The organism is Allomuricauda sp. d1 (assembly GCF_039592695.1).
Classification (GTDB): domain Bacteria; phylum Bacteroidota; class Bacteroidia; order Flavobacteriales; family Flavobacteriaceae; genus Flagellimonas_A.
In genome coordinates this window covers 773,759-788,044 of sequence record NZ_JBBUTK010000002.1, presented here as the reverse complement: position 1 = coordinate 788,044, position 14,286 = coordinate 773,759, and the positions used below count along the sequence as shown (strand labels likewise).

Genomic DNA, 14,286 nt, shown 5'->3' with positions numbered 1-14,286 from the left:
TTATTCCTGCAATCAACCCACAATTGCTGAAAAAAAGCTGTTTTGAAGAAAAATTCTTTGTTTCAAATACAAATCAATGCAGAATCAAACTTGACCATAAATAATCAAAAAAAGCAGATTTCCTGACTGTTTTGAGTCACTGATTTTTTTAATATAATTATTATCAGTTCAAGTTAATTTCAAAATCTTCGCAGATAATTTGTCCATCTTCCGAAAGCCCTTCCACTCGTACCTTATATTTGCCTATAATCGCATCATCATAACAAAAAGATAATGTTTTATGCCCTGAACCAATACTATTAAGATCAGGTTCCCAAAACATTGTTTTTTCATAAAGAGTACGAACATTACGAGAAACTGGCATATCGCATTCCATACCTTTGAACAGTCTGGCTTTGTCAAACCCCCTTTTAGTAAAAGTCAAAATATTTGGAGATGCGCGATTATCAAAGCCTGCATCCTTAACACCCCCTGCATAATTTAATCCGACACCTCTACGAGTATACACAGCAATTGCCCCATTGGCACCTCGAACACCATAAACCGAAGCATCAGCGCCTTTTAGCACATCAATGAACATGACTTCAAAACTATTCATTGTTTTGATGGCATCTAGAGATACTTGTACTCCGTCAACTAAATAGATAGGTTCTGTGGGCAATAGAATACTGTTCATTCCATAACGTATACGTACTGTTTCGCCACCTTCTGGTCCCTTTACCTGAACCCCAGGCAGGGTTCTGAACATTTCCACTATATTTCGTATACCGGTTTTAGGCAATGAGTCTGTAAAAACCCTGTATGTTGGGCGATTGTATAGGGTAATTTCTTTAATCTGCTCTATTATCAGTTCTTCTTTGGTCTTCTTTTTTTCAGTGACCACAACTTCTTTTAATCTAGTGATATCCTTACCTGTCTCAAAGTCATAATCTCTAAAGGAATATGAACCAACCTCTGCGACAGATGTATCGTTTTCTTTATATTTTCCTTTGTCATCATTGGTTGATTCTCTTGATTTTGATCTTATGTATTTTTCTGGTAGGATAAATTCAGCTTGATCATCAAGATTTATTGCAATTTTTTGACTCTCAAATTTACTTCTGCTGTTCAGTTTAGAAGCTTTTAATGCCACAGGAATACTATCCGTAAAATCAAAAGGACCAAAATTGAATTTGCCTTGGGTATTCGTTTGTTTCTTTGCTTGATAAATATCTTGACCCAGTATATCTAAGGAAACCATCGCAGGAATAGGCTTACCATTTTTTAATGATGTAGTCGTACCACTGATGATAATTCCTTTCTCAGGAGCAATATACTCATCTATGGATTTTTCTTGAATGATATCTTTCCAAGCAAATCTTTTCCAACGAGTGCTTATCATCAAAGCATCTAAAATATTCCTACGCTTGATTGGATTGCTTTCGTCAAATATTTTCGAGGCTAATGGGATGTTCCCCAAATCTGATTCGAGCATAAGCCAATTTTTAATGTCTGTATCTGATTCGGCCTCAAAACTTTCACTTCCTTCTTTGATTATGCTCACTGAAAAATTGCCATTGACAGCCCTATCTTTTGTACCTGTATGTCTGAAAAAAAGGGTCATTTCATTATTCAAACTATCTTTTCTGGTAGTTAAAGAAATAGGGACATCATCAACAGAATTTTCGATGTATACAAGCCGTTCACTGACGGGTTTGCCATCTTTAGTGAGCAAAGTAAAATGTGCTATTCCATCGTTCAACTGTTTGGAAGAAATTTTAACATTGTACTTTGAGCCGTGTGCTTTTGTTCCTTTGAACCAAAGAAACCGCTCTCCTCTTAGATGACCTACCAAAAGTGTGCCTTCCAAACTATCAAATCCAGCTGTTTCAGCTTTAATAATTAAATCTTGGCCCGATTTTGCAATACTCAAAGTATACCCTGAATCTGAGATTTCGGGGAGCGCATATTCTTTTTCAACTGAACCTTGTTGGATTCTTGCAACGTATATGTTGCCCTTTACGGGCTTAAAAGTGCATTTGGTCAATCCGTATCCCCCTGTTTTGAAGTGTGCCACCACCTCATCGAAGCCGTTCACAATTTCTCCTTTTACCTCAACGGGCTCACCAAAGTAATTGGTTGATTTTATTACCATAGCACTAGTAATTCCGTAAACCAATTGGCCTCCTTCTGGGTAAAACGATAGTTTTACATCATGACCATTCGTTTTATGTGCCAGTTTTGAGAAACTACTGTTGTCAAAATCATTTTTATTGAATATAGCAACGTTGCCTATGTAGATTTCTTTCTCAAAATAGAATGGTTCAAATTCATTCAACATGTATTTCGTATAAGATCTAAGCCTATAAATTCCATTTGGGGTGTTTTTGTGAATCTCAAAACTTATCGGAGCACCAAGTTTACCAACAAAGATTTTCTTTTTGAATAGCACATACCCATTTTCCTCTATAAGTTCAAGATACAGTACATTACTATTTTGGCTTTTTTTATGGGTTATCCCATCTACCAAATACGCTTTCGCCCATATAGTCTCCCTTGGTTGATAATGGTTTTTATCTGTATGCACATACACCTTTTCAGGGGTCCATATTTGTTCATAAGCTCTAAGGCCATCTGACAATTTTCTTAGGATACTATTTTTTTCTTGTGTCCGTATAGGGAGAGTAATAGCAAGACCAACAATTAATGAACAAAAAAGTAAATTCTTCATAGGTATAAACTTCAATAATTGAAGGTGCCATATCAATATAATAATTGTTTTTATCTTCCAAATTTCTATTAGAATAACTTTAAGTGTTGTTTTGCTGAAAATTTATAGTTCGATTCAACACGGTTATTCGACTAAAAACGCCCATCTACCAAAGGTAGACAGGCGCTTTCTGAACAAATCGAACTCTTTCAAGTTCATCAAATAAACACAACAACCATGATTTGGTTTTTCTAATTCACAGCCTAGTTTCGTGTGACCATAATTGAGTTTGATAATCCATACAGACCTTCCAAATCAGCAACATTGTTGCCTGCCATCAGGCCTGTCAAGCCATCTTCATAGCGCATATACCAGATAAAGCATACCCCAACACCAGCGGCATCAAAATCTACGCCTTCAACATCGGTCAACGTGGGTGGCAAGCCCAAAATATTCCCTTGATCATCGGTAATCACCCAAGTACGGTTGGTACCCGTGGCGTTGCTGCCATCCAAGGTAATGCCACTGACCATATCAGGGGTACCATCTACGGTAAAGGTGAACGGCCCACCAGCAATAGTGCCCGCGTTCGGATTGCGATACACTCGAATGGCGTTTGAAAGGGCGAAAAAGCCATCCAAATCCCCAGCATTCTCACCCATGGCCAAACCTGTAATGCCCTCTTCGTAGGTCAAATGCCAAATGAGGCACACCCCGATTCCGGCGCCGTCAAAATCAACGCCCTCAACAGCTTCCAAGGTCGGGGGCAGCCCCAAAATCTTCAAATCTTCGTCAGTGATGACGTAGGTTTGGTTGCTTCCGTTGAGTTCGGTGTCATCCAAAGAAATTCCAGAAACCATATCCGCAGTTCCATCCACAGAGAACATAAACGGTCCGCCTGAAAGTGTACCCGCATTCATGGCATTACGGTTGACCACTACGAAGTTGGAGGTTGCAAATTGTCCGGTGACATCATCTAAATTATTGCCCATTTCAAGACCTTCCAATCCTGTGGAATAGGTCAAATGATAGATATAGCACGACCCTACGCCTGCACCATCAAAATCAACGCCTTCAACAGCTTCCAAGGTTGGGGGAATGCCCAGAATATTTCTAGAGTCGTCGGTAATCACATAGGTCTGCATATCACCGTTAAGTTCTGAATCATCCAAAGCGATGCCACTGACCATATCAGGCATACCATCCACTACAAAGTCGTACGGACCGCCTGAAAGCATACCAGCATTGAGCGCGTTGCGGCTAACCATGATAAAGTTGGAAAGGTCAAAATTGCCATCAAGGCCATCAAGATTCAGGCCCATGTCCAATCCAGTGAGACCGTCGTCATAGGTCAAATGGTAGATATAGCAATCACCTAAACCTGCTCCGTCAAAATCTACACCCTCGACTGCTTCAAGGGTTGGTGGTATGCCCAAAACGTTTCGGGCATCATCGGTGATTACGTAGGTCTGTACGTCACCGTTGCCGTCAAAATCAGAAAGCGTGATTCCGCTGACCATGTCGGCGACACCGTCAACGGCAAATGTGAAGGGGCCGCCCGAAAGTGTTCCTGCGTCCAATGTAACTGGGGCGCTACCATTGTCATCTTCATCACAACTGTGAAGTAAGAAAACAAAGGAGAATAAAAATAAAAGTGTTTTTAAGTTGCTCATAGCTTTAATATTTTAATGTTCACTGCAAAACAATTCAAGAGGTGTCGCAAAACGATCACATAAAAATCATATTTCTTTACGTATTGATTTTCAGATTTTTAAGTCAATCTTGTGATGGATTTCGCAAGAAAATGCCATTTTTAACGACCATTGTTGCATAAGATGTTCTTATTTCGGGAAGTCGTTGTGAACTTTCCGTGAGATTTTACCCTTTATTTCGCCAAAGATGAAGAGCGTGCTTATTATTGAGGATGATCCAGAAATCATCCATTTGCTTGAAATCCATTTAAAGGATTTGGGTTGTGAAGTGTCATCAGCCAACCAAGGTGACACCGGGCTGCGCATGGCCATCAACGAAGTGCCCGACCTGATTATTTTAGATGTGATGCTCCCTGAAATGGATGGTATCGAAGTCTGTCAAAAGATACGTGCAAACAACGTGCAATCCCCCATCATGATGCTGACCGCGAAATCGGAAGAAATCGATAAGGTCTTGGGATTGGAAATCGGTGCCGATGATTACCTGACCAAACCGTTCAGCGTGCGTGAGTTCATTGCCCGGGTCAAGGCCATTTTCAGACGACAGAAGATGGAAAACCATGCCGAAAAGGTAAACGGAAGCAATGGGGCCATGAAGTTTGACAACCTCTCCATCAATGTCGATATGCGAAAAGTGACCATCGATGGCAAAAAAGTGGAACTCTCCCCCAAAGAATTTGAACTGTTGGTGCTGCTTTCATCAAACCCAGGAAAAAGCTATGACCGTACCAAACTGCTCAACCTTATTTGGGGCTACGATTTCAAAGGCTATGAGCATACCGTCAACTCGCACATCAACCGCTTGCGCTCAAAAATCGAACCTGATATGAGCCAACCCAAATTTATCTTGACTACCTGGGGCGTTGGGTACAAATTCAATGAAGAACTATGAAGAACTCCTTACTTTCAAATCGACTTATCGTCAAGCTCTTGTTCTCGTTTTTGGCCATCTTGATTTTGGCAGGGGTGGGCTATATGTTCACGGCGGTGTACCTATCAAATAACTACTTCTACGAAACGACCCAAAGGCTGCATTCCAATTTGGCCCAAGACCTCATAGATGAAAAGTTTGTCGACGAAAGCCCTATTGATAGTTTGGGCAATGTGAACAAAGCCCTGTTCGGTGATATTATGCACGATATGATGGCCGTTAACCGGGCCATTGAGGTGTATTTATTGGATAAGGAAGGCCACGTGATGTACTCCGTGGTTTTGGACCATGATGCGCCGGAAACCAATGAAAAAAAGGTCAACTTGGCCCCAATTCAACAGTTTATCGCCCAAAATGGACAAGGGTATATTTTGGGAGACAATCCTAAAAACCCTGAAAACCAAAGTGTATTTTCAGTGGCCAAGTTCGAGAAGGGTGGTAAAGAGGGCTATGTGTACATCGTTTTGGCAGGGGAAGAATACCTCACGGCAAGGGCCTCTTTGATGGACAGCTATTTTATGCGGCTTGGGCTGAGAGGGTCAATTTTGACCCTGATTTTCGCTGCTGTTCTTGGCATATTGTCGGTATGGTACCTTACCAAAAACCTTCGTGAACTGGTCTTTGCCGCCAAACGTTTTCAACAAGGTGATTTGGAGTATCGTATCAAAGATGCCGAAAAAACCGATTTGGCCGGGGTAGCCACGACCTACAACGAAATGGCCGACACCATTCTGACCGATATTGAAAAAATAAAATCCCTTGAAAATTTGAGAAGGGAACTTATTGCCAATATTTCACATGATCTGAGAACACCACTTTCCATCATTCAAGGCTATATTGAAACCCTTCAAATGAAGGATGCTGAGCTAAGTCAGAAACAGCGTGAAGAATATCTAAACACCATCAATAAAGGTTGTGAGCGGCTATCAAAGTTAATCGGCCAGCTCTTTGAATATTCAAAATTGGAGGCCAATCAAATTGAACCGCAAAAAGAGCCTTTCTTGATTGCTGACCTCGCCAATGACATCCACAGAAACTATAAAGTGCTCGCCGAGCAAAATGATATTGACCTGAAACTCGAAATGGAAGAAGGCATACCACTGGTCTTTGCCGATATTTCATTGGTAGAGCGGGCCATTCAGAATTTGATGGACAATGCCTTAAAGTTCACTCCTCAAGGTGGTGAGGTGGTTGTCAAGATCATTCCCAAAGAAGATAGTGTAGAAATTGTCATCAAAGATTCGGGCCCTGGCATCGCCAAAGACAACCAAGCCTTGATTTTTGAACGGTATCGACAAACCAAGACAGGGGAACAAAAAGAAGGTGCTGGGCTTGGTCTGGCCATCGTAAAAAAAATCATGGAACTGCACAATGCCAGTATTCAGGTCTTTAGCAAGCCCAATGAGGGTACGGCGTTTAGTTTTAGCTTGCCAGTATATCAAGTAGGTTAAGTTTATGTAATCGAGCATATAAAAGGCCTTGATATTTGGTATCTTTAATGCATGATACTTGTTGATTCCCTTTTGGATTTCTTTCTGGAGACCCGAAAACATTCCGAAGCAATTTGTGAGCCCTTAGAGGTTGAAGATTATGTGGTACAGCCCGTGGTTGACGTGAGTCCACCAAAATGGCATTTGGGCCACACCACTTGGTTTTTTGAGGAATTCATTCTAAAGCCGCATCTTAAAAACTACGAAATTTTTCATGAGGATTTTTCCTTTGTCTTCAACAGCTATTATGAAGCTGTGGGCAAGCGGGTGGTTCGCACAGACCGCGGCAATATGTCGCGACCCTCGGTCAAGAAAGTCTATGAGTACCGAACCTACGTGACCGAACATATCAAAATGCTTTTTGAGACCGAGCAATCGGCAGCGGTGAATGATTTGCTGGAAATCGGCATCCACCACGAAAAACAGCACCAAGAACTGCTCTTGACTGACATCAAATACATTTTGGGCAACAATCCGTTGCTACCTAAATATTCAGATACTTTTGAAGACCATCCCATAGAAAATCACCAACAAGACTGGATTTCGGTGGAAGAGGGCACTTACGAAATCGGCCATAACGACAACACTTTTTGTTATGACAATGAATTGGGAAGGCACAAAGTGTATCTGAATGCTTATCAAATTTCGAACAAGCTAGTGACCAATGGCGAGTTTCTAGAGTTTATGGATGCGGGCGGATACGACCGTTTTGACCTTTGGCATGCCGAAGGCTGGGATTGGGTGAATCAAAATCAAATCAAATCACCACTGTATTGGCACAACATTGATGGTGAATGGCACCATTACACCGCTCCTGGGCTGCAAAAAATCAATAAAGATGCCCCTGTCACCCACATCTCTTATTTTGAAGCATTCGCTTATGCCCAATGGAAAGAAATGCGATTGCCCACCGAGTTTGAATGGGAAATCTCCCGAGAGTTTTTCCCGTGGGGCAAACGCTGGGAATGGACGGAGAGTGCCTACCTGCCCTACCCCAATTACAAAAAGGCCGACGGTGCTCTGGGCGAATACAATGGCAAATTCATGGTCAATCAAAAAGTATTGCGGGGCGGTTCTGTGGCAACTCCCGAAAAGCATACCAGACCTACCTATCGAAATTTTTTTCACCCCAATTTACGTTGGCAGTTTACTGGATTAAGGTTGGCCAAATAAAGCGACTAAAAACACTATGCAAGACAAATCGGCTACTGCCCTGAACACTGCTTTTGCCAAAGAGGTACAAGATGGGCTGACGGCATTTCCAAAACATTTATCGTCAAAATATTTCTATGATGAAGTCGGCGACAAGCTTTTTCAAGACATCATGGCGATGCCAGAATATTACCTGACGGATTGTGAGTTTGAAATTTTGACGAATCATGCCGCAGAGATTTCCAGTTTATTTTCTGGGGATGGAAGCCCGTTCAGCCTCTTTGAGCTCGGTGCAGGAGACGGTAAAAAGACAAAAATTCTGCTGCGTCAGCTTCTGAAAAATGAAGCTTCCTTTGATTACAGGCCCATCGATATCAGCCAAAATGCCCTTGAGCAGTTGGAAGCATCCCTTGAAAAAGAACTTCCAAAATTGGCCATCAATACGCTACAGGGCACCTATTTTGAGACCTTGGCCAATATTGCCAAAACCAATGGCAGAAGAAAAGTCATCTTGTTTTTGGGCTCGAACATTGGCAATTTATTGCATCCCCAAGCTATTGATTTCTTGATACAACTAAGAGATGTTCTTGGAGATGACGATTTAGTATTCATGGGCATGGACCAAAAAAAGCATCCACAAAAAATATTGGATGCTTACAATGATAAAACTGGAATCACTGAAACCTTCAACAAAAATATATTGGCGCGCATCAACAAAGAATTCGGCGGCAATTTTGATTTGGACAAGTTTCTACACTGGGAGGTCTACGACCCAGAAACAGGTACCGCTAAAAGCTATTTGGTATCCAAAGAAAAGCAGTCTGTTTTTATTGAAGATTTAGAGTTGAACGTTGATTTTACAGCCTGGGAAACCATTCATACCGAGATTTCACAAAAATACGATGATAAAACAGTCAGGTGGCTGGCCGAAAAATCAGGATTGCAGATAGTGAACCAATTCAGCGACAGTAAAGGATTTTATAAAGATTATATTTTCAAAAAAAAATAAAAATTGTTTGAAAATAGTAAAGCTTATGCGCTATTAACCAATAACCATTAACCCAATAACTCAAATACATGAAAGCTATTTGGAACAATCAAGTAATCGCAGAAAGTAACGATACCATTGTCATTGAAGGAAACCATTATTTTCCTCCAGACAGCATCAAAGAAGCGTTTTTTGAAAAAAGTGACACCCACACCACCTGCCCATGGAAGGGTGAAGCCTCGTACTACACGTTAAAAGTGGATGGAAAAGAAAATAAGGATGCGGCTTGGTACTATCCTGAAACCAGTGAGCTTGCTAAATCAATCAAAGACAGAATTGCCTTTTGGAAAGGGGTCACCGTAGAAGAATGATTTCAAACAAAAAGCGGTCCGTAAATTCAATTACAGACCGCCTTATTTAATTTTTCTTATTGATTACAACTCAAGAACAGCGTTCTCGGTACCAGCGTAATCATTCCACTGATAGCGATCAGCAGCTTCTTCATTTGTGTAGCTACCGTCAACCAAGTAACGAAACTCATAAGAATTCTCTGTAGGTAAGTCAAAGGTGCCTTTGAAAGTACCGTTCTTTAATTTTTTTAAGGTACTGCCCTTAGGGTTCCAATTGTTGAAATCACCTACTACGGCCACTTTCTTAGCCTCTTCTGCAGGTACAGTGAACGTCACCTTGCAAACAGGCTTACTTTTTAGATATTGCTTTTTTATTGCCATGGTAAAAAAATTTCTGTTTTAAAATTTGCGGCAAAGCAAACTATAAAACCATTATAAGTCAACAGGTTACAAAAGATTTATCAATTTGATAAAATTGATGTCCAGTCACATGGAGGTCACTAATAAAATTACTTGATTTTCAGAATTTTGCTAAACAAAAATCAATTTTTAACAATTTTGACGATTTCATCGATTTCACCTACAACGTTGTAGCAATGAAAGCTCAGTCGAATTCCATCGCCACGTTCGACGCAAACCACATTTTTCTTGGTCAATTTTTGAAAAATTTCTGTTTCTCCACGAACATTGAAGATGGTGCTGTGATTTTCTCTAGCGGCACATGAATTTTTCAAAAGCCCCAATTCTGTAAAAGCATGCTTCGCTTTCTCGGAAAGTATTTTGTTGTGCTCCGTGATTTTATCCATTCCTATTTTTTGTAGAAATTCGAGTGCAAATTTGAGACTCCCGAAGTTGAGGGAATCCAAATGTCCGGGCTCCAAATATTTGTAAAACGGAATTTGATCACGCTTTGAGGGGTCGCCCCCTACGGAACCGCTACCAATGGATTTTATCGCAAACCGTTCTTGGGCCGTTTCACGAATGATGAAGAATCCGTTGCCATAACCCGCCAATAACCATTTGTAGCCACTGGCACCCAAGACATCGATGCCCGAACGCTCAAAATCAAAATCGTACATGCCACAGAATTGTGTACCATCGGCAACAATCAACAAATTTGGAAAGTCTTTCTTCAGCCTTTTTATGAAATCCAAATCCATCAAAATACCATCGAGCCATTGCACGATACTGAACACAAAAACGTCAATGTCATGTTGTCGGATGACCTCATCGACATTTTCTTCAAGATTTTCGTCAATTTTTGCATAATGGATTTTGAATCCCCTATCCTCAACAGGCCAGTTTACCGAAGGATAATCTTTTTTTAGCAAGAGGACATTTGAACTTTTTGGAAGCCCTTCCATCAACAAGTTGAATCCGATTGAAAAATTGGTGACCAAGGAAATTTCATGCTTTTTGGCTCCAAAAAATTGGGCAATCGTTTTTCTCGTTTCCGGTATGGTTCCATCGCGTCCAAAATTGCCCGCACTGCCTTTTAACAAAAAATCGGTATCGCGGTTTTGGCGCCATTGTACCAAATCTTTCGAAAAAAGGCCTGAAAAAGCAGTGTTCGCGTAAATGCAATGTTCCAAAACTGGGAACTGCGCTCTGATGTTTTCCATAAATCGGTCAGGCTATTTCGGTTATATTTGTGTTTAAAGATAGCGTATGTTCTCGAAGAAAAAGTCAACAGCAGAAGTGGATGTAGAACAGCACGAACTGCTTGAGAATGCCCAAAAAAGAATCAAGCAAAAGAAACGGCTGTTTTCCCATTTTGTCATCTTCTTGATCGGCAGTGTCTTTTTGGTGCTCATCAACAAGATTTTGAAGTATGGTGAATCGTACGATTGGTTCTTATGGGCGATTACCGCTTGGGCCTTTTTATTTGTGATCCATGCGTTCAACGTGTTCGTGACCAGTAGGTTCATGGGCAAGGATTGGGAGCGCCAGCAGCGTGAAAAACTGGTCGCCAAGCAAAAGCAGCGCATTGCCGAACTGCAAAAGGAAATTGAGACCGATTTCCCCCTATCTTCCATCAATAAAAAAAAAGAGGTTTGAACAGATTGGTCATTATTGCCGCTGCTGCGGAAAACAATGCCTTGGGCATCAACAACGATTTGCCATGGCACCTGCCCGATGACTTCAAGCGCTTTAAAGCATTGACTTCGGGCCACAAAATCATCATGGGGCGCAAGACCTTGGAAAGTTTCCCCAAGCCATTGCCGAACCGCGAGCATATTGTGGTGACCCGCGATAAAGATTACATACCAAAATTCGATTGTACACTTTTTCACTCGCTCGAAGAGGCTTTGCATTTTGCAAAGATCGATGAGCGCTCGTTCATTATCGGCGGGGGAGAAATCTATCGCCAATCAATGGATCATGCCACTGATATTGAATTGACACGGATCCATGCCGATTTTGAGGCAGATACGTTCTTTCCTGAGATTGATGAGGATATCTGGCAATTGGTCAAAGAAGAATACTATGCAAAAGATGAACGGCATAAGTATGATTTTACGTATTTGACGTATACAAAGCTTCATGAGGATTATAAAAAGTCAAATAGATTGTAATTTCTTATCAATGTTTAATATCAAGGCTTTCTTCAGGCACCTATTTTACTTGATTTTATTACAAACATTACATAGTTGTTCAAATCTTGAATACATCAAAAAGTTTGATGGCTACTCAGGAAAACCAAAAATCATATCTATGTTGGTTTTTAAAGCAGAAAAACAAGATGACGAATATATTAAAGGAGAGTTGCGGTACATTCATCGACTTTCATACGATAAAAAGGGCAGACCTACCAAAGTAGAGCTTTTAGGTTCAGACGGTCGCAAGTCAATTGAGACCATATTCAAATACAAACGAAAGGGCAGGCAGTTGATAGAGACTTCATATAATACAATTCAAAAAGAGGAAAGCGTGACCACGAACTTTTTTGACAAATCACATAAAAAAATCAAAGTCATAAAAAAAGATGACGATACTGTTACTGAAACACGCTACACTTATGATATTGCTGGAAACAATATTGAGGTATTGGAAATTGTGGACGGAAAAGTAATAGAAAAAGTGACAAAAAAATACAACGAAAAGAGACAAAACATTTCTGTTGAATTCTTCGATGATGAAAATAATCCAATAGATAAATATAATTATTCATATTATGGAAATGGTCTAAAATCAACCACTGACCGGTACAACGAAAATGATACCCTGTTGGAAACCATTAAACATATTGAATATGATACATTAAAAAGTCCTATAAGCGAAAAGCGTTACAAATTTCATGGTAAAGACACCATAATTAGTACACAGACCAATCTATTTAAATATGATTGTGCAGGTAATTTTTCAGAAATTAGACAATCTGTAGACGGAAAAACATTCAATATCACACAAGTTGATGTAGAATATTGGCAGTAGCACTTTTAAAAGACCCGTTATATTATATTAAAAATCCAAAAAAGATGCACGAGTAATGTCGGCAAACTTGTTGAGTATACTAACATCTTTGTTGGTGAAAAACTGGTGTGTGAAAGGCGGGTTACCGTCATTCAACAGGTCATTTTTCACCAATACTGTCTTGGCCTGCCTCGCAACGGCCTCCCCCGAATCGATAATGTTGATGTTTGTGGGAAGCATTTCCTGCAACAGTGGAATTAAATACGGGTAATGGGTACAGCCCAGCACCAGGCAATCGATACCGGCTTCAACCATTGGATTCAAGTAGTCTTGGAGTAATTTCTTGGTTTCTGGGGAATGTAGTTGCCCCGCTTCAATCAATTCGACCAGTCCATGGCCTTCTTTTTCAAAAACTTTGATTCCGGATGCGTGCAACTTTGAGGTGTTGTGGAACAAACTGCTTGCCAAAGTGCCCTTTGTAGCAAGCACTCCCACTTTTTTGGTCTTGGTCTGTAAAGCGGCCGGTTTGATAGCAGGCTCAATACCAATGAAGGGCACATCGTAATGCTCCCGTAAATAATCAATGGCATTTGTGGTGGCCGTGTTACAGGCTACTACAATCAACTTACAGCCTTTTTCAAGAAGAAATTCAGTATTCTTGATGGATAGATGCAGGATTTCCTCCTTTGGTTTTTCACCATAAGGTGCATTTTTACTATCGGCCAGATAGATTGTATCTTCATTGGGAAGCAAACGATTGATTTCCTTCCAAATGGAAGTGCCTCCAACTCCAGAATCAAAAATGCCTATGGGTGATTTCATTCTAGTAAAAATAAGAGTCCGCCATAAATCTGACGAATCGAGATTGGATTTTCATCAATTAATTAAGGACGTAAGATATAAGACAGCCATCGTAAGGTAATCATGTGCTCTTGGCAAATCGTTGTCCTTTATTCTACGTCAAATGGTCTTATGTCATAAAAAAACCGCTCCCTTGCCATTCAAGAAAGCGGTTTTTTGTAATATTTCAAGATTCTTTTAAAAGCCCAATTCTTGTTTTACTTCGGGTAACAAATCTTTGCCTTTGGCAACGATCAAGCTCAGACCTGGGCTTGCATCGATTACATAGTCAAACCCCTGTGCAGCTGCCACTTTTTCAATAGCGGCCTTTGCCTTGTCAGAGATGGGTGCAAAAAGCTCTTGCTGTTTCTTCTGCATCTCTTGCATCGCAGCAGCTTCGGCCTCTTTGATGTTCTTATCATAGCCCTGAAGCTCTATGGCCCTTTTGTCATTCTCTTCTTTTGATTTTGAAGCCGCCTCATTGGAATATTGGGTATACTTGTCTTGCAATTCTTTTAATGAGCTTTCAATATCGGCTCGATAGGTTTCTTGCAACTTTTTCAATTCTGCCTGTGCAGCCTTCATTTCAGGCATTTCAGAGAGCAGCTGTTGCACGTTGATATGTGCTACTTTGCTCTGGGCGTTTACAAAACCAGTGGCCGCCACAAAAAATACCAAGGCCACAATCATCTTCTTTACATTTTTCATGATTCTAAGTTA

At 40.6% G+C, this 14,286-nt stretch carries 14 protein-coding genes; 8 read left to right on the top strand and 6 right to left on the bottom strand.

Features of this window, described 5'->3' with window-relative positions; all coding sequences use genetic code 11:
• Positions 1 to 163: 163 nt before the first annotated feature.
• Positions 164 to 2,710: a TonB-dependent receptor plug domain-containing protein gene (locus AAAH86_RS10650; protein ID WP_343487593.1), complete on the bottom strand. Its 2,547-nt coding sequence runs from the start codon at positions 2,708 to 2,710 to the stop codon at positions 164 to 166.
• A gap of 242 nt (positions 2,711 to 2,952) precedes the next feature.
• Positions 2,953 to 4,362: a hypothetical protein gene (locus AAAH86_RS10645; RefSeq protein ID WP_343487592.1), complete on the bottom strand. Its 1,410-nt coding sequence runs from the start codon at positions 4,360 to 4,362 to the stop codon at positions 2,953 to 2,955.
• A 226-nt stretch (positions 4,363 to 4,588) separates the two neighbouring features.
• Here AAAH86_RS10645 and AAAH86_RS10640 point away from each other — a divergent pair, with 226 nt between their 5' ends.
• The 5 genes from AAAH86_RS10640 (at position 4,589) to AAAH86_RS10620 (ending at position 9,333) form a co-directional block, all read left to right on the top strand.
• Entirely contained in the window at positions 4,589 to 5,293 is a 705-nt protein-coding gene (locus AAAH86_RS10640) for a response regulator transcription factor (RefSeq protein ID WP_343487590.1), read from the top strand.
• On the top strand, positions 5,290 to 6,783 hold the full coding sequence (locus tag AAAH86_RS10635; protein ID WP_343487589.1) for a HAMP domain-containing sensor histidine kinase: 1,494 nt from the start codon (positions 5,290 to 5,292) through the stop codon (positions 6,781 to 6,783). Before AAAH86_RS10640 ends, AAAH86_RS10635 begins: the two co-directional genes overlap by 4 nt.
• Positions 6,784 to 6,834: 51 nt before the next feature.
• Entirely contained in the window at positions 6,835 to 7,995 is a 1,161-nt protein-coding gene (gene egtB / locus AAAH86_RS10630; RefSeq protein ID WP_343487588.1) for an ergothioneine biosynthesis protein EgtB, read from the top strand.
• A gap of 16 nt (positions 7,996 to 8,011) precedes the next feature.
• Complete coding sequence (locus tag AAAH86_RS10625) at positions 8,012 to 8,983, top strand: L-histidine N(alpha)-methyltransferase (protein ID WP_343487587.1); 972 nt, start codon at positions 8,012 to 8,014, stop codon at positions 8,981 to 8,983.
• A gap of 68 nt (positions 8,984 to 9,051) precedes the next feature.
• Complete coding sequence (locus tag AAAH86_RS10620) at positions 9,052 to 9,333, top strand: DUF427 domain-containing protein (RefSeq protein ID WP_343487586.1); 282 nt, start codon at positions 9,052 to 9,054, stop codon at positions 9,331 to 9,333.
• Between the two features lie 63 nt (positions 9,334 to 9,396).
• Here AAAH86_RS10620 and AAAH86_RS10615 read toward each other — a convergent pair whose 3' ends face one another.
• Both AAAH86_RS10615 and AAAH86_RS10610 read right to left on the bottom strand, forming a co-directional pair.
• Complete coding sequence (locus tag AAAH86_RS10615; protein WP_343487584.1) at positions 9,397 to 9,693, bottom strand: isoamylase early set domain-containing protein; 297 nt, start codon at positions 9,691 to 9,693, stop codon at positions 9,397 to 9,399.
• Positions 9,694 to 9,854: 161 nt separating this feature from the next.
• Positions 9,855 to 10,934, bottom strand: a complete 1,080-nt coding sequence (locus AAAH86_RS10610; protein ID WP_343487583.1) for an aminotransferase class V-fold PLP-dependent enzyme — start codon at positions 10,932 to 10,934, stop codon at positions 9,855 to 9,857.
• Positions 10,935 to 10,980: 46 nt separating this feature from the next.
• Between AAAH86_RS10610 and AAAH86_RS10605 the strand changes: the two genes are divergently transcribed.
• From AAAH86_RS10605 to AAAH86_RS10595, 3 genes are all read left to right on the top strand, one after another.
• Positions 10,981 to 11,370, top strand: a complete 390-nt coding sequence (locus tag AAAH86_RS10605; RefSeq protein ID WP_343487582.1) for a 2TM domain-containing protein — start codon at positions 10,981 to 10,983, stop codon at positions 11,368 to 11,370.
• Positions 11,367 to 11,888: a dihydrofolate reductase gene (locus tag AAAH86_RS10600; protein WP_343487581.1), complete on the top strand. Its 522-nt coding sequence runs from the start codon at positions 11,367 to 11,369 to the stop codon at positions 11,886 to 11,888. Before AAAH86_RS10605 ends, AAAH86_RS10600 begins: the two co-directional genes overlap by 4 nt.
• A gap of 139 nt (positions 11,889 to 12,027) precedes the next feature.
• Entirely contained in the window at positions 12,028 to 12,747 is a 720-nt protein-coding gene (locus AAAH86_RS10595) for a hypothetical protein (protein ID WP_343487580.1), read from the top strand.
• A gap of 27 nt (positions 12,748 to 12,774) precedes the next feature.
• On the opposite strand, the gene murI is transcribed toward AAAH86_RS10595, so the two are convergent.
• Positions 12,775 to 13,548, bottom strand: coding sequence for a glutamate racemase (gene murI, locus AAAH86_RS10590; RefSeq protein ID WP_343487579.1), 774 nt, complete (start codon positions 13,546 to 13,548; stop codon positions 12,775 to 12,777).
• Positions 13,549 to 13,764: 216 nt separating this feature from the next.
• Complete coding sequence (locus AAAH86_RS10585) at positions 13,765 to 14,274, bottom strand: OmpH family outer membrane protein (RefSeq protein WP_343487578.1); 510 nt, start codon at positions 14,272 to 14,274, stop codon at positions 13,765 to 13,767.
• Between the last annotated feature and the right edge of the window lie 12 nt (positions 14,275 to 14,286).

Bases quoted from the DNA above. Each gene is read 5' to 3' on its own strand.
- AAAH86_RS10650 (WP_343487593.1), bottom strand. From the start codon at position 2,710: ATGAAGAATTTACTTTTTTGTTCATTAATTGTTGGTCTTGCTATTACT.
- AAAH86_RS10645 (WP_343487592.1), bottom strand. From the start codon at position 4,362: ATGAGCAACTTAAAAACACTTTTATTTTTATTCTCCTTTGTTTTCTTA.
- AAAH86_RS10640 (WP_343487590.1), top strand. From the start codon at position 4,589: ATGAAGAGCGTGCTTATTATTGAGGATGATCCAGAAATCATCCATTTG.
- AAAH86_RS10635 (WP_343487589.1), top strand. From the start codon at position 5,290: ATGAAGAACTCCTTACTTTCAAATCGACTTATCGTCAAGCTCTTGTTC.
- egtB (WP_343487588.1), top strand. From the start codon at position 6,835: ATGATACTTGTTGATTCCCTTTTGGATTTCTTTCTGGAGACCCGAAAA.
- AAAH86_RS10625 (WP_343487587.1), top strand. From the start codon at position 8,012: ATGCAAGACAAATCGGCTACTGCCCTGAACACTGCTTTTGCCAAAGAG.
- AAAH86_RS10620 (WP_343487586.1), top strand. From the start codon at position 9,052: ATGAAAGCTATTTGGAACAATCAAGTAATCGCAGAAAGTAACGATACC.
- AAAH86_RS10615 (WP_343487584.1), bottom strand. From the start codon at position 9,693: ATGGCAATAAAAAAGCAATATCTAAAAAGTAAGCCTGTTTGCAAGGTG.
- AAAH86_RS10610 (WP_343487583.1), bottom strand. From the start codon at position 10,934: ATGGAAAACATCAGAGCGCAGTTCCCAGTTTTGGAACATTGCATTTAC.
- AAAH86_RS10605 (WP_343487582.1), top strand. From the start codon at position 10,981: ATGTTCTCGAAGAAAAAGTCAACAGCAGAAGTGGATGTAGAACAGCAC.
- AAAH86_RS10595 (WP_343487580.1), top strand. From the start codon at position 12,028: ATGTTGGTTTTTAAAGCAGAAAAACAAGATGACGAATATATTAAAGGA.
- murI (WP_343487579.1), bottom strand. From the start codon at position 13,548: ATGAAATCACCCATAGGCATTTTTGATTCTGGAGTTGGAGGCACTTCC.
- AAAH86_RS10585 (WP_343487578.1), bottom strand. From the start codon at position 14,274: ATGAAAAATGTAAAGAAGATGATTGTGGCCTTGGTATTTTTTGTGGCG.